The organism is Shinella sp. (assembly GCF_035998705.1).
Classification (GTDB): domain Bacteria; phylum Pseudomonadota; class Alphaproteobacteria; order Rhizobiales; family Rhizobiaceae; genus Shinella.
The window spans coordinates 221,813-246,530 of record NZ_DASYHH010000027.1 but is presented as its reverse complement, the minus strand read 5'-3'; the positions used below and the strand labels follow the sequence as shown (position 1 = coordinate 246,530).

General features: G+C 64.3%; 23 protein-coding genes. 19 read left to right on the top strand and 4 right to left on the bottom strand.

Going from position 1 to position 24,718, the window contains the following annotated elements; translation table 11 throughout:
- The first annotated feature begins 230 nt into the window (after positions 1 to 230).
- The 3 genes from VGN93_RS24335 to VGN93_RS24325 are packed head-to-tail and all read left to right on the top strand — an operon-like array spanning position 231 to position 5,091.
- On the top strand, positions 231 to 2,180 hold the full coding sequence (locus tag VGN93_RS24335) for a PrkA family serine protein kinase (protein WP_319313065.1): 1,950 nt from the start codon (positions 231 to 233) through the stop codon (positions 2,178 to 2,180).
- A 36-nt stretch (positions 2,181 to 2,216) separates the two neighbouring features.
- Positions 2,217 to 3,536, top strand: a complete 1,320-nt coding sequence (locus VGN93_RS24330; protein WP_327509569.1) for a YeaH/YhbH family protein — start codon at positions 2,217 to 2,219, stop codon at positions 3,534 to 3,536.
- A 13-nt stretch (positions 3,537 to 3,549) separates the two neighbouring features.
- On the top strand, positions 3,550 to 5,091 hold the full coding sequence (locus VGN93_RS24325) for a SpoVR family protein (RefSeq protein ID WP_327509568.1): 1,542 nt from the start codon (positions 3,550 to 3,552) through the stop codon (positions 5,089 to 5,091).
- Between the two features lies 1 nt (position 5,092).
- On the opposite strand, the gene VGN93_RS24320 is transcribed toward VGN93_RS24325, so the two are convergent.
- A complete protein-coding gene (locus VGN93_RS24320; RefSeq protein WP_327509567.1) occupies positions 5,093 to 5,842 on the bottom strand; it encodes an SDR family oxidoreductase in 750 nt (249 codons plus the stop codon).
- Positions 5,843 to 5,952: 110 nt separating this feature from the next.
- Between VGN93_RS24320 and VGN93_RS24315 the strand changes: the two genes are divergently transcribed.
- From VGN93_RS24315 to VGN93_RS24305, 3 genes are all read left to right on the top strand, one after another.
- Positions 5,953 to 6,858, top strand: coding sequence for a LysR family transcriptional regulator (locus VGN93_RS24315; RefSeq protein WP_327509566.1), 906 nt, complete (start codon positions 5,953 to 5,955; stop codon positions 6,856 to 6,858).
- A 147-nt stretch (positions 6,859 to 7,005) separates the two neighbouring features.
- The gene (ppk2, locus tag VGN93_RS24310; protein WP_319313075.1) at positions 7,006 to 7,914 is read left to right on the top strand and encodes a polyphosphate kinase 2; all 909 of its coding nucleotides are present in this window, start codon (positions 7,006 to 7,008) and stop codon (positions 7,912 to 7,914) included.
- A gap of 30 nt (positions 7,915 to 7,944) precedes the next feature.
- Positions 7,945 to 8,952, top strand: a complete 1,008-nt coding sequence (locus tag VGN93_RS24305; protein ID WP_327509565.1) for a CorA family divalent cation transporter — start codon at positions 7,945 to 7,947, stop codon at positions 8,950 to 8,952.
- 9 nt (positions 8,953 to 8,961) lie between these two features.
- Here the strand turns inward: VGN93_RS24305 and VGN93_RS24300 are convergent, their stop codons facing one another.
- A complete protein-coding gene (locus VGN93_RS24300; protein WP_319313079.1) occupies positions 8,962 to 9,270 on the bottom strand; it encodes a ribbon-helix-helix domain-containing protein in 309 nt (102 codons plus the stop codon).
- Between the two features lie 213 nt (positions 9,271 to 9,483).
- On the opposite strand from VGN93_RS24300, the gene VGN93_RS24295 reads away from it, so the two are divergent.
- From VGN93_RS24295 to VGN93_RS24280, 4 genes are all read left to right on the top strand, one after another.
- Positions 9,484 to 9,879: a VOC family protein gene (locus VGN93_RS24295; protein WP_327509564.1), complete on the top strand. Its 396-nt coding sequence runs from the start codon at positions 9,484 to 9,486 to the stop codon at positions 9,877 to 9,879.
- A 57-nt stretch (positions 9,880 to 9,936) separates the two neighbouring features.
- Complete coding sequence (locus tag VGN93_RS24290; protein WP_327509563.1) at positions 9,937 to 10,467, top strand: gluconate 2-dehydrogenase subunit 3 family protein; 531 nt, start codon at positions 9,937 to 9,939, stop codon at positions 10,465 to 10,467.
- Between the two features lie 77 nt (positions 10,468 to 10,544).
- Positions 10,545 to 12,116 (top strand): GMC family oxidoreductase, encoded by a 1,572-nt coding sequence (locus VGN93_RS24285; protein ID WP_327509562.1) that lies wholly within the window; start codon positions 10,545 to 10,547, stop codon positions 12,114 to 12,116.
- 130 nt (positions 12,117 to 12,246) lie between these two features.
- A complete protein-coding gene (locus tag VGN93_RS24280; protein WP_327509561.1) occupies positions 12,247 to 12,627 on the top strand; it encodes a c-type cytochrome in 381 nt (126 codons plus the stop codon).
- Here the strand turns inward: VGN93_RS24280 and VGN93_RS24275 are convergent.
- Positions 12,624 to 14,096, bottom strand: coding sequence for a PLP-dependent aminotransferase family protein (locus VGN93_RS24275; protein WP_414714160.1), 1,473 nt, complete (start codon positions 14,094 to 14,096; stop codon positions 12,624 to 12,626). The genes VGN93_RS24280 and VGN93_RS24275 overlap by 4 nt on opposite strands.
- 142 nt (positions 14,097 to 14,238) lie before the next feature.
- On the opposite strand from VGN93_RS24275, the gene tauA reads away from it, so the two are divergent.
- From tauA to pta, 8 genes are all read left to right on the top strand, one after another.
- Positions 14,239 to 15,258 (top strand): taurine ABC transporter substrate-binding protein, encoded by a 1,020-nt coding sequence (gene tauA / locus VGN93_RS24270; protein ID WP_327509560.1) that lies wholly within the window; start codon positions 14,239 to 14,241, stop codon positions 15,256 to 15,258.
- Positions 15,259 to 15,343: 85 nt separating this feature from the next.
- Positions 15,344 to 16,150, top strand: a complete 807-nt coding sequence (locus tag VGN93_RS24265; protein WP_319313091.1) for a taurine ABC transporter ATP-binding protein — start codon at positions 15,344 to 15,346, stop codon at positions 16,148 to 16,150.
- Positions 16,143 to 16,970 (top strand): ABC transporter permease subunit, encoded by an 828-nt coding sequence (locus VGN93_RS24260; protein WP_327509559.1) that lies wholly within the window; start codon positions 16,143 to 16,145, stop codon positions 16,968 to 16,970. The genes VGN93_RS24265 and VGN93_RS24260 overlap by 8 nt, the downstream gene beginning before the upstream one ends.
- Before the next feature lie 102 nt (positions 16,971 to 17,072).
- Positions 17,073 to 17,459 (top strand): nuclear transport factor 2 family protein, encoded by a 387-nt coding sequence (locus VGN93_RS24255; RefSeq protein ID WP_327509558.1) that lies wholly within the window; start codon positions 17,073 to 17,075, stop codon positions 17,457 to 17,459.
- Positions 17,460 to 17,468: 9 nt separating this feature from the next.
- The gene (locus VGN93_RS24250) at positions 17,469 to 18,869 is read left to right on the top strand and encodes an FAD-binding oxidoreductase (RefSeq protein ID WP_327509557.1); all 1,401 of its coding nucleotides are present in this window, start codon (positions 17,469 to 17,471) and stop codon (positions 18,867 to 18,869) included.
- 28 nt (positions 18,870 to 18,897) lie between these two features.
- Positions 18,898 to 20,673, top strand: coding sequence for a sulfoacetaldehyde acetyltransferase (gene xsc, locus VGN93_RS24245; RefSeq protein WP_327509556.1), 1,776 nt, complete (start codon positions 18,898 to 18,900; stop codon positions 20,671 to 20,673).
- Positions 20,674 to 20,741: 68 nt separating this feature from the next.
- Positions 20,742 to 21,779 (top strand): YeiH family protein, encoded by a 1,038-nt coding sequence (locus VGN93_RS24240; protein ID WP_414714159.1) that lies wholly within the window; start codon positions 20,742 to 20,744, stop codon positions 21,777 to 21,779.
- The gene (gene pta / locus VGN93_RS24235) at positions 21,779 to 22,777 is read left to right on the top strand and encodes a phosphate acetyltransferase (protein WP_327509555.1); all 999 of its coding nucleotides are present in this window, start codon (positions 21,779 to 21,781) and stop codon (positions 22,775 to 22,777) included. Before VGN93_RS24240 ends, pta begins: the two co-directional genes overlap by 1 nt.
- 31 nt (positions 22,778 to 22,808) lie before the next feature.
- On the opposite strand, the gene VGN93_RS24230 is transcribed toward pta, so the two are convergent.
- Positions 22,809 to 23,498 (bottom strand): GntR family transcriptional regulator, encoded by a 690-nt coding sequence (locus VGN93_RS24230; RefSeq protein ID WP_327509554.1) that lies wholly within the window; start codon positions 23,496 to 23,498, stop codon positions 22,809 to 22,811.
- A gap of 151 nt (positions 23,499 to 23,649) precedes the next feature.
- Between VGN93_RS24230 and VGN93_RS24225 the strand changes: the two genes are divergently transcribed.
- Positions 23,650 to 24,642, top strand: a complete 993-nt coding sequence (locus VGN93_RS24225) for a substrate-binding domain-containing protein (protein ID WP_327509553.1) — start codon at positions 23,650 to 23,652, stop codon at positions 24,640 to 24,642.
- Positions 24,643 to 24,718 lie beyond the last annotated feature (76 nt).

The window sequence follows — 24,718 nt, the reverse complement described above, 5'->3', positions numbered from 1 at the left end:
ACACTATATCATACTGAGTCGGCGCCCTTCCCGAATCTTTTGGGGGCGGCGCGCTCCTATAGTTGATTGAACGTGGCCTGTTCGAACGTCGTTTCGCCTTTGTTTGCGCTTAAGATTCGGCATGAGTTGCAGCCGGAGTCGGGGAACAAAACCCGCTCCTGATCCGTTTACTAACTGATAAGGCGGCCAGCACAGATGGCGATATCGCCTGGCGACCGCAGGAGAGTTCTATGCGAACCAGTGGTAGCGACATTTTCGACCTTTTTTCAGAAACTTACGCAAGCGAAGCGCAAGAGTCGCTAAGCCTGCAGGAATACCTACTCGCCTGCCGCGACGACAAGAGCATGTATGCCACGGCGCCGGAGCGCATGGTCGCGGCGATCGGCACGCCGAAGTTGGTCGACACGAGCGCCGACGAGCGGCTCGGCCGGGTCTTTGCCAACCGCACCATCAAGATCTATCCGTCCTTCGCCGACTTCTACGGCATGGAGGATACGATCGAGCGGATCGTCGGCTATTTCCGCTATGCCGCGCAGGGGCTCGAGGAACGAAAGCAGATCCTCTATCTCCTCGGCCCGGTCGGCGGCGGCAAGTCTTCGCTTGCCGAGCGGCTGAAGAAACTGATGGAGGAGCAGCCGATCTACACGCTCGCCATCGACGGCAAGATCAGCCCGGTTTTCGAATCGCCGCTTGGGCTCTTCAGCCGCGAACGTATGGGCGGACTGCTCGAAGACAAATACGGCATCGCCCAGCGCCGCCTCACCGGGCTGATTTCGCCCTGGGCGACGAAGCGGCTGGACGAGATCAACGGCGACATCTCGAAATTCAGCGTCGTCAAGCTGATGCCGTCGCGGCTGCGCCAGATCGGCATCGCCAAGACGGAGCCCGGCGACGAGAACAACCAGGATATTTCCACGCTGGTCGGCAAGGTCGATATCCGGCAGCTGGAAAATTACAGCCAGGCCGATCCCGACGCCTACTCCTATAGCGGCGGCCTCAACCGCACGACGCAGGGGCTTCTCGAATTCGTCGAAATGTTCAAGGCGCCGATCAAGGTGCTGCATCCGTTGCTCACCGCCACCCAGGAAGGCAGCTACAACGGCACCGAGAACTTTGGCGCCTTCCCGTTCCAGGGCATCGTGCTCGCCCATTCCAACGAGTCCGAATGGCTGCAATTCAAGCACAACAAGAACAACGAGGCATTTCTAGACCGCATCCTGGTCGTCAAGGTGCCCTATTGCCTGCGTGTCACCGAGGAGCGGCTGATCTATGAAAAGCTGCTGCGCGAGAGCGAACTTTCCGCCAGCCCCTGCGCGCCCGAGGTGCTGGAAAACCTCAGCCGCTTCACGGTCGCCACGCGCCTGACGCCGCACGAGAATTCCCCGACCTATACCAAGATGCGCGTCTATGACGGGGAAAACCTGAAGGACACCGACCCGAAGGCAAAATCCCTGCAGGAATATCGCGATGCCGCCGGCGTCGACGAGGGCATGACGGGCGTCAGCACGCGGTTCGCGTTCAAGGTACTCTCGGAGACCTTCAACTATGACACCAAGGAGGTCGCGGCGGATTCGGTTCATCTGATGTACATCCTCGAACAGGCGATCCGGCGCGAGCAATATCCCAAGGAGGTCGAGGCGAACTATCTCGATTTCATCCGCTCCGAAATCGCCAGCCGCTACGCCGAGTTCATCGGCCACGAGATCCAGAAGGCCTATCTCGAATCCTACAGCGAATACGGCCAGAACCTGTTCGACCGGTACATTTCCTACGCGGATGCCTGGCTCGAGGACCAGGATTTCAAGGATGCCGATACGGGCCAGATCCTCAACCGCGAGATCCTCGACAGCGAGCTCTCGCAGATCGAAAAACCCGCCGGCATCGCCAACCCCAAGGATTTCCGCAACGAGGTCGTGAAATTCACGCTCCGCGCCCGCGCCCGCAACGGCGGGCGCAACCCCGCCTGGACCAGCTACGAGAAGCTTCGCGAGGTGATCGAGAAGCGCATGTTCGGCCAGGTCGAAGACCTCCTGCCGGTCATCAGCTTCGGCTCGAAGAAGGACGGTGCGACCGAAAAGCAGCACGCCGAATTCGTCCAGCGCATGACCGAGCGGGGCTATACCGTGCGCCAGGTCCGGCGGCTCGTCGATTGGTACATGCGCGTCAACAAGGCCGGCTAAGAGTACCGGATTTGGGGCTGGAGTAGGGGATGGCGCATGCCGAATTTCATCGATCGCCGGCTTAACCCGAAGGACCGGAGCCTCGGCAACAGGCGGCGCTTCCTGAAACGGGTGCATGACGAGCTGAAACGAACGATCCGCGACAAGGTGAAGTCGGAGAAGATCGCCGATATCGACGCCGCGCATGGTGTTCCCATTCCCAAACGCGGCGCGGACGAGCCGAGCTTCCAGCAATCCGGTGCCAGCGGCGAGCGCACCTATGTGCTGCCGGGAAACGACGTCTTTTCTCCGGGGGACCGCATACGCAAGCCGGAGGCGGGTGCCGGAGGCGGTGGTGGACGCGGCCGGGGCCGGGACGGGGATGCCGACGACTTCCTCTTCGTGCTGTCGCGCGAGGAAGTGCTCGACCTCTTCTTCGAGGATCTGGAGCTTCCCGACATGGTGAAGCTGAACCTCAAGGAGACCGTGACCTACAAATCCCGCCGCGTCGGTTTCACGACGTCGGGCACGCCGAGCAACATCAATGTCGCGCGCACGATGCGCAACAGCTACGGCAGGCGCATTGCGCTGGGGCGGCCGGGCGAAAAGGACTTCACGGCGATCAGCGAGGAGATCGCTGCGCTCGAAGCGGAAGCGGAGCCTTCCCGCCAGCAGCGCCAGCGACTTAAGCAATTGCGCGAGGATCTGGATCTGCTGGAACGGCGGCGCAGGCGCATCGCCTATGTCGATCCCGTCGACGTGCGGTTCAACCGCTTCGAACGCCAGCCGCTGCCGAATGCGAGCGCGGTGATGTTCTGCCTGATGGACGTGTCGGCCTCGATGGGCGAGCGCGAGAAGGATCTTGCCAAACGTTTCTTCGTCCTGCTGCACCTGTTTCTCAAGCGCCGCTACGAACGTATTGAAATCGTGTTCATTCGCCACACCGATGAGGCGCGTGAAGTCGACGAGGACACGTTCTTCTTCAGCAAGCAGAGCGGCGGCACGGTCGTTTCAACCGCGCTGGAGGAGATGGTGCGCGTCATCACGGACCGCTATCCTTCGAATATCTGGAACATCTACGCGGCCCAGGCGTCCGACGGCGACAATGCCAGCGGTGATTCCGAGCGCTGCGCCACGCTGCTGCGCGATACGCTGATGAAGCTCTGCCAATATTACGCCTATGTCGAAATCATCGATGAGCGGGAAAGCGAGATTTTCGGCACGACGGACAACGGCACCTCGCTGTGGCGCGCCTACCGGACGGTCGATGGCGCGGTGCGGAATTTCCAGATGACGCGCATCGCGCGGCCCTCGGATATCTACCCGGTCTTCCGCAAGCTCTTCGCCCGGCACCAGCCCGACCAGCTGCGTCGATAGAGGGGAGGAACCGATGGCAAAAGAGCCGGCTTCCGACCTGCTGTTCGACGGTTCCGAGTGGAGCTTCGCCACGCTTTCCAGCACTTATGAAGCGATCAAGGAAATCGCCATCGGCGAGATGGGGCTGGACGTCTATCCGAACCAGATCGAGGTGATTTCCTCCGAGCAGATGCTCGATGCCTATTCGTCCATCGGCATGCCGCTGATGTACCAGCACTGGTCGTTCGGCAAGCGCTTCGTCTTCGAAAACGAGCTCTACCGCAAGGGTCGCCGCGGGCTCGCCTATGAACTGGTGATCAATTCCAATCCCTGCATCACCTATCTGATGGATGAAAACACCATGCCGATGCAGGCGCTGGTGACGGCGCATGCCTCCTTCGGCCACAACCATTTCTTCAAGAACAACTACCTGTTCCGTCAGTGGACGGATGCCGGCGCGATCCTCGGCTATATGGACTTCGCCAAGAAATACATCGCCAAATGCGAGGAGCGCCACGGTCTTGCCGCCGTGGAGGAAATCCTCGATTCGGCGCATGCCCTGATGGACCAGGGCGTCTTCCACTATCGCCGCCCCCCGCGGCTTTCATCGGAAAAGGTCAGGGAGCGGGCGCGCGAACGGCTGGAATACGAGGAGCAGACCTATAGCGACCTGTGGCGCACCCTGCCGACGGCGACCGGCAGCGTCGGCGTGGAGGAAGCCGAGCGCGAAGCCGGGGAGCGCAAGAAGGTGCTGAACCTTCCCGAGGAAAACCTGCTCTATTTCCTGGAGAAACACAGCATCATCCTGGAACCCTGGCAACGCGAAATCCTCCGGATCGTTCGCGTCATCGCCCAGTATTTCTATCCGCAGGGCCAGACCAAGGTGATGAACGAAGGGTGCGCGACCTATGTGCACTATACGATCATCAACCGGCTGTTCGATCAGGGCCGGATGAGCGAGGGCGCCATGCTGGAACTGCTCGCAAGCCACGCCAATGTCGTCTTCCAGCCGGGATTCGACGATCCCCGCTTTTCCGGCATCAACCCTTACGCGCTCGGTTTTGCGATGATGCAGGATATCGAGCGCATCTGCACGGAGCCGACGGCGGAGGATCGCGACTGGTTTCCCACCATTGCCGGCAATGGCGACTGCATGGGCACGCTGAAGGATGCGTGGGAGAACCATCGCGACGAATCCTTCATCCTGCAATATCTGAGCCCGGCGCTGATCCGGAAATTCCGCCTGTTCCAGCTCTCCGACCGTTCGGCCGATACGTTTTGCGAAGTCGCCTCCATTCATGACGAACGGGGTTATTCCGCCGTGCGCGCCGGGCTTGCGCGCAACTATGATCCGGGCGCGAACCGCCCGGATATCCAGGTCGTCGATGTCGACCTGCTCGGCGACCGGCAGCTTCGCCTGCGCCACCGCATCAAGAACGGTATCCTGCTCGACGAAGGCAGGCGCGACGCGACGCTGACCCATATCCGCAGGCTTTGGGGCTATGACGTCAGCCTCGCCGGCGTCGATGATGCGACCGACCGGGTCGTCTACGAGTGCTCCTCGAAGGTATCGTGACTCACAGCGTTCCCATGCCGCCGTCGATCATGATCTCGCTCCCGATGGTGTAGGCGGCTTCGTCGGAGGCGAGGAAGACCACGGCCTTGGCGATCTCCGAGGGCGTGCCGAAGCGGCCGGCGGGGACCAGGCCCTTGATGCTCTCGGCGACATTCTTGAGGTCGGCCTCGTTGAAGCCGAGCTTGCCGTAGAGCGGCGTCGAGATGGGGCCGGGGCTGACGGCATTGACGCGGATGCCGCGGCCAATCAACTCACCGGACAGCGTGCGGATCAGCGATTGCAGCGCGGCCTTCGAGGCGGCGTAGACGCTGGAATTGGGCATGCCGATATGGGCGTTGACCGAGGTGTTGAGCACGATCGAGGCCGGGTTGGCGAGGATCGGCAGCAGCGCCTGCACCAGGAAATACGGCCCTTTGACATTGATGTCGAAGACGCGGTCGAAGGCGGCCTCGTCCCAGGCGTCGACGGGCTTCAGCAGCGCGACGCCGGCATTGACGAAGAGGATGTCGAGGCCGCCGAAGGCCTCCTTGATGGTCGCCGCCACTTGGCGCTGGCCTGCGACGTCGGCGGCGTCCGCCTTGATGACGAGGGCGCCGTCGCCAAGTTCCTTGCGCGCGGCCTCCAGCGTTTCCGGATTGGTGCCGGTGACGGCGACGCGCGCGCCTTCCGCCAGGAATTGCCGCGCCGTTTCCAGTCCGATGCCGCTGGTGCCGCCGGTGATGAGGGCGCGTTTGCCGTTGAGCCTGTCCATGATCGTGTTCCTTCGGGTTAAATTGCTGTTTGCTGAACGCGAATATGGCGCAGGCCGTGCGTTCGCACTATGATGTGGAACGCGGACCTATCTTCCGGGAAAACCGAACGATGAAGCTCGACGGCATAACAAGTTTCGTGGCGGTCGCCGAAGCGGGCTCGATCAGCGAGGCGGCGCGCACGCTGCGACTTTCGAAATCGGTGGTGAGCGAGAGGCTGGCGGAGCTGGAGCGCAGCCTCGGGGCAACGCTCATCCACCGCACCACGCGGCGGATGTCGGTGACGGAAGATGGTGCCGCCTTCCTCGAACGCGCCACGCGCATCCTCGGGGAAGTCTCGGAAGCGGCGAGCGATCTCGCGGAACGGCGCGGCACGCTTGCCGGGCCGATGCGGATTTCCGCGCCGGTCACCTTCGGCCGACTGCATCTCGGGCCGGCGCTCTATCCGTTTCTGGCGGCCAATCCGAAGATAGAAATGTCGCTCGATCTCGACGACCGGCGGGTCGATATCGCCTCGGGCGCCTATGACGGCGTGCTGCGCCACGGGACGATCGACGATTCCCGCCTGATGGTGTGGCGCTTGGCGCCGAGCCGCCGCGTACTCGTCGCCTCCGGCGATTATCTCGCCAGCCATGGCACACCGGCGACGACGGCCGAGCTCGACGGGCACAAGGGCGTCTTTTACACGAACCGCGGCGTGGCGGACTGGCGCTTCGCCACGGCTGACGGCGTCGAGATTATCCGCGCGCGGGTGGGCTTGCGGGTCAACAATGGCGACATGCTGCGCGACGCGGCAGTCGCCGGCCTTGGCATCGCGCTGCTGCCGCTGTTCATTGCCGGGCCCGATATTCGCGCCGGCACCCTGAAGCTCATCGATGTCGGCGTGCGGCCCAGCCCGGAATTCATCTACCTCGCGCATCCGGAAGGACGCCGCTCCTCCATCAAGCTTCGCGCGCTGGCGAACCATCTCAAGGCCGCCTTCGGCGATCCACCCTATTGGGAGGAAGGGGCCGGCTGACTTGTGCTGCGCCCCGAGCGGGGGTTTTGCGGCGCGCTGTCACAAAAACATCATGCGGGCTTCCTAATACGTTCTGGTGGCGGGATAAGACCGGTCGATCGACTGGCTTGGTGACCTGCCGCGCGTCCGGGCAAATGGATTCCGATCATGTTCGAAAACGATCATCTGAGCCGCATCAAAGCCGAAATCGCCGACAGCTTCGACGAGGAGCTGGAAATGCAGTTGGAAGAGGAGCAGCTGGACGCGCTCGTCTCCGAGGGCATGTCCGAACCCGCGCCGCAGACGATCGAGCGGCGCATCTATTTTCGCGAACTGTTCCGGCTCCAGCACGAGCTGGTCAAGTTGCAGGACTGGGTGCAGCACAGCAAATTGAAGGTCGTCGTGCTGTTCGAGGGCCGCGATTCCGCCGGCAAGGGCGGCGCCATCAAGCGCGTGACGCAGCGCCTCAACCCGCGCGTCTGCCGCGTCGTGGCCCTGCCGGCGCCCACCGAGCGAGAGCGCAATCAGTGGTATTTTCAGCGTTACGCGGCCCATCTGCCGAGCGCCGGCGAAATGGTGCTGTTCGACCGCTCCTGGTACAATCGCGCCGGCGTCGAGCGCGTCATGGGCTTCTGCAACGCGGAAGAGCTTGAGGAGTTCTTCCGCTCGGTGCCGGAATTCGAACGCATGCTGGTGCGTTCGGGCATCATCCTCATCAAATACTGGTTCTCGATCACCGACGACGAGCAGGAATTCCGCTTCCGCATGCGCATCCACGATCCGCTGAAGCAGTGGAAGCTTTCGCCGATGGACCTGGAAAGCCGCGTCCACTGGGAGGATTACACCAAGGCCAAGGAAGAGATGCTGGAGCGCACCCACATTCCCGAGGCGCCCTGGTGGATCGTCGAGGCGGTCGACAAGAAGAAGGCGCGGCTCAACTGCATCGCCCACCTCCTGTCGCAGGTTCCCTACCAGGACGTGCCGAAGGCCCCGATCGAACTGCCGGAGCGCGTGCGGAACGACGACTACATCCGCCGCCCGCCGCCGGACGACATGTATGTGCCGGAGGTCTACTGACATAGGCGGGGCTCTCATGGAACAGCGTTCTTGAACCTCCTCGCCGAGATGGACAGGGAGCACCCGCCGGGCCTCATCGGCGCTTGGCGGGGGCGGCCCGGCGAACGGGTGGTCCCGCTTGCGCCCCGGGAGATCGGCCCGGCGCTCGACGCGGACGACGGCTGGGTCTGGCTGCATGTCGATCTCGTCGACCAGCGCATGCAGGGCTGGCTCGCCGGCCATTGTCCGTTGCCCGCCACCGCGCGCGCCATCCTCGACGGGCATGACGAGAGCCTGGTGCTCGGCCATGAGGCCGGCACGCTGCATGGCGTCGTCGCCGATATGCAGATGGATATGGACCGCATGTCGACCACGATCGGCCGCATGCATTTCGCGCTGACCGACCGGCTTCTCGTCACGGGCCGCCGGCATCCGCTGGAGGCGGTGGACCGGGTGCGGCGATCCTTTGCCGAAGGCTTTTCGCCGGCGACGGCGTGCGAGCTTTTCGAGGGCATCGTCGCGGCCTTCTGCAAGAACACCAATCTCCGACTAAACGAGGCGACCCGGCTGCTCGACGCGGTGGAAGACCGCATCGTCACCGAGCGGCTGAGTGACGAGCGCCGCAGCCTCAAGGAGGTCCGCCGGCTGGCGGTGTCGCTGCATCGCCCGGTCGCGGGCATGGTGGCGCTGTTCGAGGAGGAGGACCGCGAGGACTGGGCGCTCTCCGAAGCGACCCATGCCGTGCTGCACCGGCTTTCGCTGCGGCTGGAACGGCTCGACCGGGAAATCGTCATGGTCAACGACCGCGCCCGCCTGCTGCAAGAAGAAATGGCGGCGGAACTGGCCGACGAATCGAACCGCAGCCTACGGGCGATGGCGGTAATGAGCGCGTTGCTTTTGCCCGGCACACTGGTCGTCGGCGTGTTCGGCATGAACACGGCCGGATTGCCGTTCAGCGTGGGTGAATCCGGATTCGGCTGGGCGATGGCGCTCGGCATCGGCGCCACTGCGCTGTTCTACTGGCTGCTGCGCCGCGCCGGCATCAGCCTGCGGTTCTGATCGTCCCCTCTATTCGGCGGCGACGATGTGGAATTCCCGCGCGCTGTCACATTTCTTCGCGCCGCCCATGATGTGGATGAGACAGCTCGTGCGCAGCAGCGAGGCGAAATTCGACACCGAGCCGTTGATTTCCAGCGCCTCGTCATAGAGCGTCGAGAGGAAGCGGGATGTCGACTGGCCCTGGCTCGTGGCCATCTCGTCGATCAGGTCCCAGAAGGCCGCTTCGATCTGAATGCTCGTCGAATGGCCGCCGATCCGCACCGAGCGGTTGACGGGCCGATAGCGTTGCGGGTCCTGGCCCGCAAAGACCTCACACATGGTTTATCCTCCGGTCTTGTTTTTATGGGCCTGATTATGCGGCGGCCCTTGAATTTGGTCAAATCATCCTGTGTCGCCGTGAAACAAGAAAAATCCTTCGATTAAAACTCCAGAAATGAAAATCGGCGTGCGGTAATGGGCTGCTACCCGCGGGCGTGATTCCGGGCGCACTCTTCCTCTCACAAGTCGAACTGCAAGCAGGGGAAGGGCAGCGTGGCAAAGTGCATTCATTCGATGATCCGCGTTCTGGACGAAGACCGGTCCGTGGATTTCTATAGCCGGGCCTTCGGGCTCGCGGTCGCCCAAAGGCTCGACTTCGAGACCTTCACGCTCGTCTATATGAGCAATGCCGAAAGCGAATTCGAACTCGAACTGACGATCAACAAGGGCCGCACCGAAGCCTACAATCTCGGCGACGGCTACGGCCATCTTGCCGAGTCGGTTTCCGACCTCGACGGCGAGCATGCGCGCATCTCCGGGCTGGGTTTCACCACCGGCAAGATCGTCGAGTTCAACCGCGACGGCGGCCTGCTCGCCCGCTTCTTCTTCGTGACGGATCCGGACGGCTACAAGATCGAGGTCTTGCAGCGACACGGCCGCTACAAATGAACGGGCTGGCGGCCGGAGGAGGGCCGCCGGTCTCAAACGCAATGGGAGGAACCTGACATGACGACGATCTACGAGCAGCGCCCGGGACTTTCCCGCCGCGAGCTTCTGAAGCGCGGCACGATCGGTGCGGCGCTCATCATCACCGGCAAAGCGGTGATCAGCCCCGACAAGGCCTGGGGCATGGAGCCGACGGCGCTGAAGCCGGAGACGATGGCGACGCTGATCAAGCTCGCCCGCGATATCTATCCGCACGACACGGTCGCCGACCGCTTCTACGCCATCGCGGTCAAGGGCCATGACACCAAGGCCGGCACGGACGCCGCGCACAAGGAACTGATCGAGGCGGGCATTGCCGATCTCGACAAGCGGGCGGGCGAGGGCGGCTATCGCGGCCTCGGCTGGGAAGACGATCGCGTGAAAATCCTGCACGACATCGAGAGCACACCCTTCTTCCAAGCGGTGCGCGGCGACCTCGTCGTCTCCTTCTATAACCAGAAGGAGCTGTGGCCGCATTTCGGCTACGAGGGCGAATCCTACTCCAAGGGCGGTTACATCGCCCGCGGCTTCGACGACATCGAATGGCTTTGACGGCGGTCTGACGGCACGCGCCGGAGGAGGCGCGACCGCGGCTTTGACGCCGACCGCACATGTTTCGGGAGGAAACCATGGCAGCTCCTTATGATCTCAACGACGACAGCGTGGTCGTCATCATCGGCTCAGGCGCCGGCGGCGGCACGCTGGGCAACGAACTGGCGCAGAAGGGCATCGACGTCGTCATGCTCGAAGCCGGTGCGCGCATCGAACACGACGACTTCATCAACGACGAGTGGGACAGCTTTTCCCAGCTCGCCTGGCTCGACAACCGCACGACAGGCGGCGGCTGGCGCGTCTCGAAGGATTTTCCGAACCTTCCGGCCTGGATCGTCAAGGCCGTCGGCGGCACCACGACGCACTGGGCCGGCGCGTCGCTGCGCTTCCAGGAGCACGAGTTCAAGACGCTCACCAACTACGGCAAGGTCGAGGGCGCAAACCTGCTCGATTGGCCGGTGACGCTCGCCGATCTGGAGCCCTACTACGCCAAGGCCGAAGACAAGATGGGCGTGACCCGCACCAACGGCATCGAGGGCCTGCCCGGCAACAACAACTTCAAGATCCTGAAGGCCGGCGCCGACAAGCTCGGCTACAAGGAATGCCACACCGGCAACATGGCGATCAACTCGGCCGACCGCGACGACCGCATGAGCTGTCAGCAGACCGGCTTCTGTTTCCAGGGGTGCAAATGGGGCGCCAAGTGGTCGACGCTCTATACGGAAATCCCCAAGGGCGAGGCGACCGGAAAGCTGGAAGTTCGGCCGAATTCCCATGTCGTCAAGATCGAGCATGACGACAGCGGCAAGGTGACCGCCGTGGTCTATGCCGACAAGGACGGCAAGCTGCAAAGCCAGAAGGCCCGCATCATCTGCGTCGCCGGCAACTCCATCGAAAGCCCGCGCCTGCTGCTCAATTCCGCATCGAGCAAATATCCGGACGGGCTTGCCAATTCGTCCGGCCAGGTCGGCAAGAACTACATGCGCCACACGACGGGCTCGGTCTATGCCGTGTTCGAAAAGCCGGTGCATTTCTACCGCGGCACGACCATGGCCGGCATCATCCGCGACGAGGCCAAGCATGATCCGTCGCGCGGCTTCGTCGGCGGCTACGAGCTGGAGACGCTGGCGCTCGGCGTGCCCTTCATGGCGGCCTTCCTCGATCCCGGCGGCTGGGGTCGTCCCTTCGCCTCCGCCATGGACAGCTATGCCAACATGGCCGGCCTCTGGATCGTCGGCGAGGACATGCCGCAGGAACAGAACGCCGTGAAGCTGCATGGCGAGCTGAAGGACAAATACGGCATGCCGATCCCGGATGTCTGGTTTACAGACCATCCGAACGACGTCGCCATGCGCAACCACGCCTACAAGCAGGGCGAGGCGCTCTATGCGGCGGTCGGCGCGACGCGCAGCTTCCCGACGCCGCCCTATCCCTCGACGCACAATCTCGGCACCAACCGCATGAGCGAGAAGGCGCAGGATGGTGTCGTCAACAAATGGGGCCAGACGCACGACATCCAGAACCTGTTCGTGTCGGACGGCAGCCAGTTCACCACGGGGGCGGCGGAAAACCCGACGCTGACCATCGTCACGCTCGCCATCCGCCAGGCCGACTACATCGCCGAGCAGATGGGCGCCGGCTCGATCTGAGGTTTACCGCGATCCTCCCCGGTCGCCTCCGGCGACCGGTGATCGCGTGCGGCTCCACCGAGCCGTGCCACCTCTGGCCGGCTTCGGCCGGCCGCCTTTTGCCATCTTCCACGCGGAGCCTAATCGCTGCATGAGAATTATCGCCGTCCTCACGAGCCTCGCGTTGCCCTTCGCCGCACATGCCGCGGAAGGATCAGCGGAAGCGGGCGCCGTGGTCTTCAGGAAATGCACCGCCTGCCACAGCGCCGACAAGCCGATGAACAAGGTCGGCCCGCATCTCGTCGGCATCGTCGATCGCCCGGCCGCCTCGCTTGCCGATTACGGCAACTATTCCGATGCGATGAAGGCGGCGGCGGCAGGCGGCCTCACGTGGGACGAGGCGACGCTCGCCGCCTATCTCGCCGGCCCCAGGAAGATGATCCCCAAGACGCGGATGGCCTTCACCGGCCTGAAGGCCGGGGATGCGGCCGATGTCATCGCCTATCTCAAATCCCTTGATCCTGCCCCTTAGGAGAGGCGATCGATACAGGCCCTGACGCGGGCGACGCCCTCGGCGATGTTGGTGCGTGCGATCGAGGAATATCCCATGCGGAAGTAGCGGCAGGGCGCATCGCTCCTCGGGAAGAAGGGCGAGCCGGATTCGACGAGCACCCCGTCGCCGCGCAATTCCTCCACCAGCCGGTCGGCATCGAGCCCCCCCGGCCCCTCCATCCAGAACGACGTGCCGCCGAAGGCGGAAGCGCCGGCGATCGTCAGCCCTTCGCGCCGAAGCGCCTCGGCCATGACGACGTGCCGCTTGTGATATTCCGTGCGCATGCGGTGCAGCACGGCATCATAGTGGCCGAGCGCCAGGAAATAGGCGGCCGTCCGTTGCAAATGCCCAGGCGGGTGGCGCAGCATCAGGGAGCGCAGCGCGCGCGCCTGGCGGATGAAGGGGGCGGGCGCCACGAGATAACCCAGGCGCAGGCCCGGAAAGAGCGACTTGGAGAAACTGCCGATATAGAGCACGCGCCCGGTCGTATCGAAGGCCTTGAGTGCCGGGGAGGGTGGCGCCAGAAAGCTGATCTCGAATTCGTAGTCGTCCTCGACGATGACGAAATCCTTTTCCGCGGCGGCTTGCAGAAGTCGGACGCGACGGTCGATCGGCATGGTGGCACCTGTCGGCGAGTGGTGGCTCGGCGTCACGAACACCGCATCGACATTCCCCGGCAGCGCATCCGGCGGCAGGCCCTCCTCGTCGACGTCGAGGGTCGTGACGTTTGCGCCGCTCAAGAGAAGCGAGGCGCTGATATCGGGATGGCAGGGGTTTTCGCACACCGCGCTGGACCCGTTTTCGAGGATCAGCTTGGTGACGATCCATAGTGCGTTCTGCGCCCCCACGGTGACGAGGATCTCGTCCGGCGTGGCGTGGATGCCGCGGCGCGGCAGGGTGCGCGAGCAGATGTAGTTGACGAGCCGGACATCGTCTGCCGCCGCGAAATCGCTCGCCATCAGGATGAAATCCTCGCGGGCGAGCGCGCGGCGGGCGCAGTCCCGCCAGGCATTGAGGTCGAACAGGGTGGGGTCCATCTGGCCGTAGAGGAACGGGTAGGGGTATCGCCGCCAGTCCAGCGGCTTCTGCACCTGGCGCACGACCGCGAAATCCATCTTCACCTTGCTGGTCCAGTCGACCGGGTCGGAGCCGGACAGCGGCCGGTCGTTCTCCACGCCTCTGCCCGGCGGGTTTCCGGCGATGCGATAGGCGCTGCGGTTGGCCGCCTCGACATAACCCTGCGAGACCAGTTCCTGATAGGCGAGCGTCACGGTGATGCGGGAAATGTTGAGATAATCGGAGAGCTTGCGGGTCGAGGGCAGGTGCGCGCCCGGCTGGACGCGGCCGCCGAGCACGGCCGACACCACCGTCTCGCGCAACTGGGCCTGCAAGCCCAGCCCGCTCTCGTGGTCGACGAAGAAGATCGTCTCGGAAACATGGGTGCGCACGACGCCGATCCTGCGTGAAGGCTCATCTGGATCTATTCAACTTCCAAACTGGATATAACGCAAGCCGGGCGCCGCCTTTATCTCTTATATCAAGAAGACCGCGACAAGCCGGCCAAACCAATAATCAAAGAGGAGAACGACAATGATGCTTTTTAGAAATTTCAATCGCCTGGCGGCCACGGCGAGCTTGCTCGCAGGCCTTGTTGCGTCGGGTACCGCCTATGCGGAAACCACGCTCGTCGTCGGTTATCAGCAGATCGTCGGCCCGTTCGTCGCGGCCATCGCCGATGGCAGTTTCGACGCGGCGGCGAAGGAGGTCGGTTACACGATCGACTGGCGCCAGTTCTCATCGGCCGGCGATATCACGACGGCGCTCGCCTCGGGTGACGTGCCGATCGGCGTGCTCGGCTCGACCGGCACGGCCTCGGCCGCGACGCGCGGCGTGGAACTCCAGCTGTTCTGGATCCTCGACAATATCGGCAAGTCCGAGGCGCTGGTCGCCCGCGACGGCTCCGGCATCGAAACGCCTGCGAACCTCAAGGGCAAGAAGGTCGCCGTGCCCTTCGTCTCGACCTCGCATTTCCACCTTCTGGTCGGCATGAGCAAGGTGTGGAACGTCGATCCGCGCGAGGTGGAAATCCTCAATCTGAAGCCGCCGCAGATCGTCGCCGCCTGGCAGCGCGGTGATATCGATGCCGCCTATGTCTGGCCGCCGGCACTGTCCGAAATCCTGAAGACCGGCAAGACCATTTCGGATTCCGAGGTGATCGGCGCGGCCAGCGTGCCGACCTTCGACGGGCTGGTGGTCGACAAGGCCTGGGCGGAGGAGAACCCCAAGCTGATGGAGGCCTTCACCAAGGTTCTCGCCCAATCCTATGCCGACTACAATGCCGACAAGGCCGCCTGGACGGTGGATTCCCCGCAAGTGCAGGGCATCGTCAAGCTCATCGGCGGCGACGGGCCGAGCACGGTGGAAGCGCTCGACCTGCTCTCCTTCCCGAATGCGGACGAACAGGCATCGGACACTTGGCTCGGCGGCGGGGCGACCCGTGCGCTCAGTGAAAGCGCCAAGTTCCTCGTCGAGCAGAAGCAGATCGGCAAGTCGCTCGACGACTATGCGCCTTACGTGAATTCGAGCTTCGCCGCAGCGGCTGCGAAATAGCATATCGTCGATCGCACCGGCCGCCGGGAGCGGCCGGTGCGAACACCACACACAACCGCGGCCGAGGTGCAGAGAGGCATTTCTCATGGAAACACTCAGCGTCAGGAACATCAGCCTGACCTATCCGGGCTTGTACTCGGATCAGGCAGTGATTGCCCTGAAGGGCGTCAACCTTACCATTCGCAGCGGCGATTTCGTCGTCGCACTCGGCGCTTCGGGCTGCGGCAAGACCACGCTGCTCAACCTGATGGCGGGCTTCATGGCTCCGTCCGAGGGGGACATCTCTCTGGGCAGCCACCGGGTCAACGGACCGGGCGCCGATCGCGGCGTGGTCTTCCAGAAACACGCGCTCCTGCCCTGGCTCAACGTCATCGAGAACACCGAATTCGGCCTGAAACTGCGCGGCATCGACAAGGCGACGCGCCGCGAGATCGCCACGAAAAACCTCGCCCTCGTCGGCTTGCAGGATTTTCACCGCCACATGATCTATCATCTCTCCGGCGGCATGCAGCAACGCGTCGGCATTGCCAGGGCGCTGACCTGCGATCCCGCCATGCTCCTGATGGACGAGCCGATGGCGGCGCTGGATGCGCTGACGCGCGAAACCATCCAGGAACTGCTGCTGGAGGTCTGGCAGCTCACCAACAAGATGTTCTTCTTCATCACGCACAGCGTCGAGGAGGCGCTGTTCCTCGGCTCGCGGCTGATCGTCATGTCGCCGCGCCCCGGCCGCATCACCCATACCTACGAACTCGATTTCAACCGCCGTTTCCTCGCCGAGGGCAATGCCCGGGCGATCAAGTCCAGCCCGGAATTCATCCGCATGCGCGAGGAAGTGCTCGGCATCATCTATGGCGACGAACGCGCATCCGGGGAGGTGGCCCATGCTTGACCGAGTGACACGCGCCAAGCCCGTCAAGGCCGGCAAGATCTTTGGCGCGCCGGGGGATGGAAACAGCGCCCTCATCAGCTTCACGACCGCGACCATGCTGATCGCGCTGTGGTTCCTGGTAACCGAATCCGGCTGGGTCAAGCCGCTCTTCCTGCCCTCGCCGCTCTCGGTCTGGGACAAGTTCTGGCTGGCGCTGACGGAGGGCGTTTCGAACTCGACGCTGGCGCAGCATACGCTTGCCAGTATCGGCCGAGTCTTCGGCGCCTTCCTGCTGGCGCTGGTGACGGCGGTGCCGATCGGCATCCTGATGGGCGTCAACCGCTTCGTGCGCGGCCTGTTCGATCCGATCATCGAATTCTACCGCCCGCTGCCGCCGCTCGCCTACCTGCCGCTGGTCATCATCTGGCTCGGCATCGGCGAATTCCCGAAGGTGTTCCTGATCTATCTGGCGATCTTCGCGCCGATGGCGATCGCCGCGAGAGCAGGCGTGCGCTCGGTCTCGACGGAGCAGATCCATGCGGCCTATGCGATGGGCGCCACCCGGGGCCAGGTCATCGGCCAGGTCATCATGAAGGCGGCCCTGCCGGAAATCTTCACCGGCATGCGCATCGGCATCGGCGTCGGCTGGACGACGCTGGTGGCGGCCGAAATGGTCGCGGCAAACCGAGGCCTCGGCTTCATGGTGCTGAATGCCGCCGAAAACCTCGAAAGCGACACGGTGATCATGGGCATCTTCATCATCGGCCTCTTCGCCTTCGCCTTCGATCTCTTGATCCGCTACCTCGAAAAGACGCTGATCCCCTGGAAGGGCCGCGTCTAACCGGCGGACAAGCCCGACACTCAACTATCCGGCCTTGGCGGCCCTTGAAGACGGCGCTTTCCGTCTCCGGCGAAGCCATGCCCTTCGACAAAGGACAGGACGATGACACTCACCGCAACCGATCTCAAAACCGTGTTCGACGCCTTCAACCGGCATGACATCGATGGGGTCATGCGCTTCTTCGCCGAGGATTGCGTGTTCAACGCCGTCGGCGGCCCGGAGGTTTACGGCACCCGCATCGAAGGCGCCGCTGCGATCGCCGAGGCCTTCAGCGGCGTCTGGAAGGCGATGCCGGATGCCGAATGGGGCAATCACAGCCATTTCGTTGCGGGTGATCGGGGCGTCTCCGAATGGACCTTTTCCGGGACGGCCGCCGATGGCAGCCGCATCGAGGCGGAAGGCTGCGACCTCTTCACCTTCGACAACGGCAAGATCGTGCGCAAGCAGGCCTTTCGCAAGAACCGGCCGGTTCTGCAACCCCGCTATTGAGGCACGGCCATGCAGCAGCATACCATTCCCCAAAGAGCCGGCAGGGCGCCGTTCGACCCGGCCTACGACCCCGAACATGCCAAAAACCCCGGCACCGGCAAGGACTACGCGCCGACCTACTGGATCGGCACCGCCGGCCCCGAGCCGGAGGACGACGGCCCGCTGACACGCGACATCGATATCGACGTCGCCATCATCGGCTCCGGCTATACCGGCCTTTCCTGCGCCATCCACCTGGCGCGCGAACACGGCATCAAGGCGACGGTGCTGGAGGCCAATGGCGTCGCCTGGGGCTGCAGCACGCGCAACGGCGGGCAGGCGCAGATTTCCGCCGGCCGCCTGAAGCGATCGCAATGGATCGCCCGCTGGGGCGTCGATGTCGCCCGCAAGATGCATGCCGAGATCACCGAGGGTTTCGACCTGTTCCGCTCGCTGGTACGCGAACCGGAGATCGACTGCGATCCGCAGGACGGCGGCCATCTCTACATCGCGCACCGCGACAAGATGCTGCCGGCGCTCGAAAGCGAGGCCCGCATCCTCAACGACACCTTCGGTTATCGCGCCCGCATGGTCTCGCGCGAGGAAATCCACAGCGACTACGTCCGCGACGCAGAGGCCCGCGGCGCCCTGTTCGAGCCGGATGGCATGGGCATCCACGCTGCCAAGCTCGCCTTCGGTTATCTCCGGCTGGCGCGGCGGCTGGGTGCGACGGTGCACACGTCCAGCCCCGTGCTCGACTGCACGGCCAAGGGCGGCGTGCATTATCTCCGCACGCCAGGCGGCACGGTGCGCGCCCGCGCCGTCTGCATCGCGACGGCGGGCTACACCTCGCCGGGCATGAACGCGCTGACGAAACACCGGCTGATGCCGATCCTGTCGAATTCCGTGGTGACGCGGCCGCTGACATCGGGCGAGCAGGAGGCGCTGAACTTCAAGGCGCGCATTCCGCTGACCGATACGCGCACGCTGCGTCACTACTACCGGATGCTGCCGGACGGCCGGGTGCAGATCGGCAGCCGCAGCGCCATCACCGGACGCGACGCCGGCAACCCGAAGCATCTCGCCCTGCTGCTGGAGGGCCTTTATCGCAAGTTCCCGATCCTGCGCGGCATCGAGATCGACTATTCCTGGTGGGGCTGGGTGGATGTCAGCCACGACATGATGCCGCGCATCTTCCAGCCCGATCCGACGCAGAACCTGTTCTACGCCATGGGTTATGGCGGCAATGGCGTCATGTATTCCGCCCAGGCCGGCCGTCGCATGGCCCAGATGGTCGCCGGCAAGGGTGCCGGCCTCGACCTGCCGATCTTCACCTCGCCGCTGCCGAGCCACGGGCTGCTGACGCCGTTCCGCCGGCTCGGGCAGTGGGGCATGTACCGCTGGTACTACCTGCGCGACGAAATCCTCTAATCCATTGAAATCAGAAAGGAAGCCAGCCATGAAAATGACCACCGAGGAAGCCTTCGTCAAAGTTCTCCAGATGCACGGCCTCGAACATGCCTTCGGCATCATCGGCTCGGCCATGATGCCGGTGTCGGACCTGTTTCCCAAGGCCGGCATCCGCTTCTGGGACTGCGCGCACGAAACCAATGCCGGCATGATGGCCGACGGCTTCAGCCGCGCGACGGGCACCATGTCGGTCGCCATCGGCCAGAACGGCCCCGGCGTCACCGGCTTCATCACCGCGATCAAGACCGCCTACTGGAACCACACGCCGCTCCTGATGGTGACGCCCCAGGCAGCCAACAAGACCATCGGCCAGGGCGGTTTCCAGGAAGTCGACCAGATGGCGATGTTCGAGGAGATGGTCTGTTACCAGGAAGAGGTACGCGACCCCACGCGCATTCCCGAGGTGCTGAACCGGGTCATCGAGAAGGCGATCCGCGGCTGCGCCCCGGCGCAGATCAACATCCCGCGCGACTACTGGACCCAGGTGATCGACGTCGACCTGCCCTCCATCGTGCGCTTCGAGCGTCCGGCCGGCGGCCCGCAGGCGATATCCGAGGCGGCACGGCTGCTGTCGGAGGCAAAGTTCCCGGTCATCCTCAACGGTGCCGGCGTCGTCATCGGCGGGGCGATCGGCGCCTCCATGAAGCTCGCCGAGCGGCTCGATGCGCCGGTCTGCTGCGGCTACCAGCACAATGACGCCTTTCCCGGCAGCCACCGCCTGGCCGTCGGCCCGCTCGGCTATAACGGCTCGAAGGCGGCGATGGAGCTGATCTCCAGGGCCGACGTCGTGCTGGCGCTCGGCACAAGGCTCAATCCCTTCTCGACCCTGCCGGGCTACGGCATCGACTATTGGCCGAAGAGCGCCGCGATCATCCAGGTCGATATCAATGCCGACCGCATCGGCCTCACCAAGAAGGTGACGGTCGGCATCTGCGGCGACGCAAAACAGGTGGCCGGCCAGATCCTCGAACAGTTGTCGTCCTCCGCTGGTGATGCCGGCCGCGAGGAGCGCAAGGCGGCGATCCACCAGACCCGCTCGGCCTGGCAGCAGCAGCTCTCCTCGATGGACCACGAGGACGACGATGTCGGCACCGAGTGGAACGAGAGCGCCCGCAACCGCGAGCCGAACCGCATGTCGCCGCGCCAGGCCTGGCGGGCGATCCAGGCCGCGTTGCCGAAAGAGGCGATCGTCTCCACCGATATCGGCAACAATTGCGCCATCGGCAATGCCTACCCGACCTTCGAACAGGGCCGGAAATATCTGGCGCCCGGCATGTTCGGCCCCTGCGGCTATGGTTTCCCGTCGATCGTCGGCGCCAAGATCGGCTGCCCGGACGTGCCGGTCGTCGGTTTTGCCGGCGATGGCGCCTTCGGCATCTCGATGAACGAGATGGGTTCGATCGGCCGCGAGGGCTGGCCGGCGATCACCATGGTGATCTTCCGCAACTACCAGTGGGGTGCGGAAAAGCGCAACACGACGCTGTGGTACGACAACAATTTCGTCGGCACGGAGCTGAACCCAAATCTCAGCTATGCGAAGGTCGCCGAGGGTTGCGGGCTGAAGGGCGTCGCCGTCGATACGCCGGCAGCCCTCACCGAGGCACTGGCGACCGCCATCGTCGACCAGAAGCGCGGCGTGACGACCTTCGTGGAGGTCATTCTCAACCAGGAGCTCGGCGAACCCTTCCGCCGCGACGCCATGAAGAAGCCGGTGCCCGTCGCCGGCATCTCCGCCGCCGACATGCGTCCGCAGCCACGAGCCTGATCCCGCCCGAACGTCCCGCCCGGCAAGCCCGGGCGGGGAAGTTTTCCGCAAGCGACCGGAACGACATCATGACCTTCGCCGCCTCCGTCCAAGACCGTTTCAGGGGCATGCCCGCCGGTTTTGCCGCCTATTGGCCGGGCTTCGCCGTCACCGCCGCCGTGGCCGTGGCCGCCCAGTTCCTTTCCGACCATTACGGCGCACCGGCCATGCTGATGGCCCTGCTGCTCGGCATCGCCTTCCACTTCCTGTCGGAAGAGGGGCGCTGCGTCGCCGGCATCGAATTCTGCGCCAAGCATGTGCTGAGGATCGGTGTCGCGCTGCTCGGCATGCGCATCAGCGTCGATCTGCTAATAGGGCTCGGTGCCGGCACCATCCTGCTGCTCGTCTCGGCCATCGCCGCGACGATCGGCTTCGGCCTGCTTGCGGCAAAACTGCTCGGCCGCGGCTGGCGGATGGCGCTGCTCACCAGCGGCGCTGTCGCCATCTGCGGCGCGTCGGCCGCGATGGCGATCGCCGCCGTGCTGCCGAGGAACGAATTTTCCGAGCGCAACCTGATCTTCACGGTGCTCTCGGTCACCGTGCTGTCCACGCTTGCCATGATCGGCTATCCGATCATCGCGCAGACCATCGGGCTCGACGCGCGTGCGACCGGTATCTTCTTCGGCGGCACCATCCATGATGTGGCGCAGGTCGTCGGCGCCGGCTTTTCCGTGTCGCCGGAAGCGGGCGAGACGGCGACGCTCGTCAAACTGATCCGCGTCACCATGCTGGCGCCGGTGGTGCTGATCTATTCGCTCTCGCTGCGCAACGTGCCGCAGCCGGAAGGCGAGGCGGGAAAACGCCCGCCGCTCATGCCGGGCTTCGTCATCGCCTTCCTGATTTTCGCAGCGCTCAACTCCTTCGGCCTCGTGCCCCAACTGGTGGCGACGGCCGGCATGGAGACCTCGCGCTGGGCGCTGCTCGCCGGCATCGTCGCCGTCGGCATGCGCACCTCGCTGCGCCGCGTTCTGGATGTCGGCGGCGATGCCGTCGCCCTCATCGTCGCCGAGACCGTCTTCATCGCCCTCTTCATCCTCGTCGGCATTCACTATCTGGGACACGCCTGATGAAACCGCTCGATCGCATTCTCGAAGCCGCGAAGGCGGCACCGCGGCATATCGTGCTCGCCGAGGGGGAGGATGCGCGCGTCGTCGAGGCGGCGGTGCGGGCCGTGCGTGCGGGTATCGCGACGATCACGCTGGTCGGCGGTCGAACAACCGTCGAAGGGCGCCTTGCCACTGCCGGTGCCACCCCCGCTGAAATCCGCATCGAGGATCCGGCAACGTCTCCGCTCACGCCGCGCCTCGCCGCCGCCTATCACGCGCTTCGCAGGAACAAGGGCGTCGATGAGGCCGCGGCGGCCGAGGCGATGCGCTCCCCGCTCGTCTTCGCCGCCATGATGGTGCGCGAAGGCGAGGCTGACGGCACGGTCGGCGGGGCGGTCGCGACCACCGCCGACACGGTGCGCGCAGCACTCCAGACGATCGGCCGCGCGCCCGACGTCGGCCTGGTGTCGAGCTTCTTCCTGATGATGCTGTGCGAAGCGCATCACGTGAAGAAGGGCGCCTTCGTCTTCGCCGATTGCGGCCTGGTGGTCGATCCCGATGCCGCGGGTCTCGCCGACATCGCCGTCATGTCGGCGCGCTCCTACGAGGCGCTGGCCGGCAAGCCCGCGAAGGTGGCGATGTTGTCCTTCTCGACCGCCGGCAGCGCCGCCCACGAGCGCGTCTCCAAGGTGGTGGAGGCGACACGGCTGGCGCATGCCGCAGCCCCCGGCCTCGTCATCGATGGCGAGCTTCAATTCGACACGGCCTTCGTCGAGGCCGTCAGCGCGGCCAAAGCCCCCCATTCGGCGCTGCATGGCGAGGCCAATGTCTTCGTCTTCCCGAACCTCGACGCCGCCAATATCGGCTACAAGATCGCCCAGCGCATCGGCGGCGCCACCGCCATCGGCCCCATCCTGCAAGGCCTCGCCAAGCCTGCCAACGATCTGTCACGCGGCTGCAATGCCGACGACGTCTTTCACATGATCGCCGTCACCGTGGTGCAGGCCGGCGCCGGGTAATACTGTCCTAGGTCGAGAAACAGAAGCCGGCCTACTCCTCGGTTCGTGCCGCATTCAGTTCGAAATACGGCGCGAACCGCCGGCCGAGCTCGCTCAGGTCGAGCATGACGCGTCGCAGGTGCAGCTGCATGATCTCCCGGGCCTTCTCCGGGTCGCGGGCGATGACCGCCTCCAGCACGCCCTGATGGTCCTGCACCAGCTGGTCGAGCTGGCCGGCCTGCACGGACAGGCGGCGGACGCGGTCCATGTGTTTCTTGGCGTCGGAGATGAAGCTCCAGACGCCTTCGCGCCCGGCGAGGCTGCAATAAAGCGCGTGCATGCGTTCGTCGCATTCGAAGAAGAGGTCGGGATTGTCCTCGGCGATGGCCAGTTCCTGTTCCTCGATGGCCTGGCGGATGCCGAGCAGGATGCGCCGGTTCGATTGCCGGGCGGCTTCCGCGACGATCGCCAACTCCAGCTGCTCGCGCACGAACTGCGCCGTGCGCACCGCGTCCATGCGGATGGGCGCGACGACGACGCCTGCCCGCGAGCGCAGGTCGACAAGCCCTTCCGCGCTCAGCCGCGACAGCGCCTCGCGCACCGGTGTGCGGCTGACGCCCAGGAGATCGGCCAGCGCATGCTCGCCGATCGGTTCGTTCGGCTTCAGCTCCAGCCCGATGATCTTTCGCGAGAGCGTGCGGTAGCAATGCTCCGCCGCCGAGATTTTCGTGTCACGCGCCATTCCGTCCCCGTCTTTTGTTTTCTTGCATGCAAATCTTCCTGAAGCGCAGGATAGCCTGAAAAATCTCGATTTTCTACTCATACATGGGCCGATGCTTGACCGCCTCAAAAATCTTGCATACAAGAATGCAAAGACATCTGGGAGGATATCGATGACCAGTCGCATCAGGCTACGGTCCGCCGCTTTGCGGATTTTCGCTTCTGCCGCACTCGCGGTTCTTGTGGTCGGCGCGGCCGGCGCGCAGGAACTGACGATCGGCGCGCTTTATCTCGACGCGCAGGGTTTTTATGGCGGCATCAAGAAGGGCATCGAGGCGGGTGCGGGCGATTCGAGCGTTCGCCTGCTCGGGCAGAACAGCCAGGGCGACGCCGCCAAGGAGGCGCAGTTCGCCTCCACGCTGATCGCCTCGAAGGTCAGCGCGATCATCATGTCGCCGGTTTCCGCGACGGCCTCGGTGCCGGTGGTGAAGCAGGCGGCCGAGGCCGGCATTCCGGTCATCTGCTACAACACCTGCATCAACGACGAGGACGCCAAGAAATACGTCAAGGCGCTGGTCACCACCGACCAGTTCAAGCTTGGCTATGAGGTCGGTCTCGTCGCCGGCGACTATTTCAAGGGCAAGGGCATCGACAAGCCGCGCTTCGGCATCCTGAACTGCGACGTCTACGAGGCCTGCGTTGAGCGCAAGGCCGGCTTCAAGAAGGCGGTCGAGGAGACGGTGCCGGGCGTCGAATGGGCGGCCGACCAGGCCGGCTTCGAGCCGGGCAAGTCGACGGAGACCGCAACGACCATGCTGACCGGCGACACGGCGATCAATGCCATGTTCGCCACCACCGACAACGGCACGATCGGCGCCATCCAGGGCATCATGGCCTCGGGCCGCCAGGGCCAGGCCGTCGTCTTCGGCAACGATATCAGCGTGCAACTCGCGCAATACCTGATCAATGCGCCGGAAACGCTGATCGCCACGAACGGCCAGCAGCCGCAGCAGATGGGCAAGGATTCCGTCGCGATGGCGCTGAAGGCCATCAAGGGCGAGGCGATCGACACCTATCTCACCATCGTGCCGACCGAGATGTTCCTGTCATCCGATCTCGACAAGGTGAAGGCCTGGCTGGAAGCCCGGCCCGACGGCATCCCCTGAGGCGCTCAGGCGCCATGGACTGAGGGCCGCCGCCCGATTGCGGCCCTCCTTTTCCAATCTGAACGGCATGGCTTCC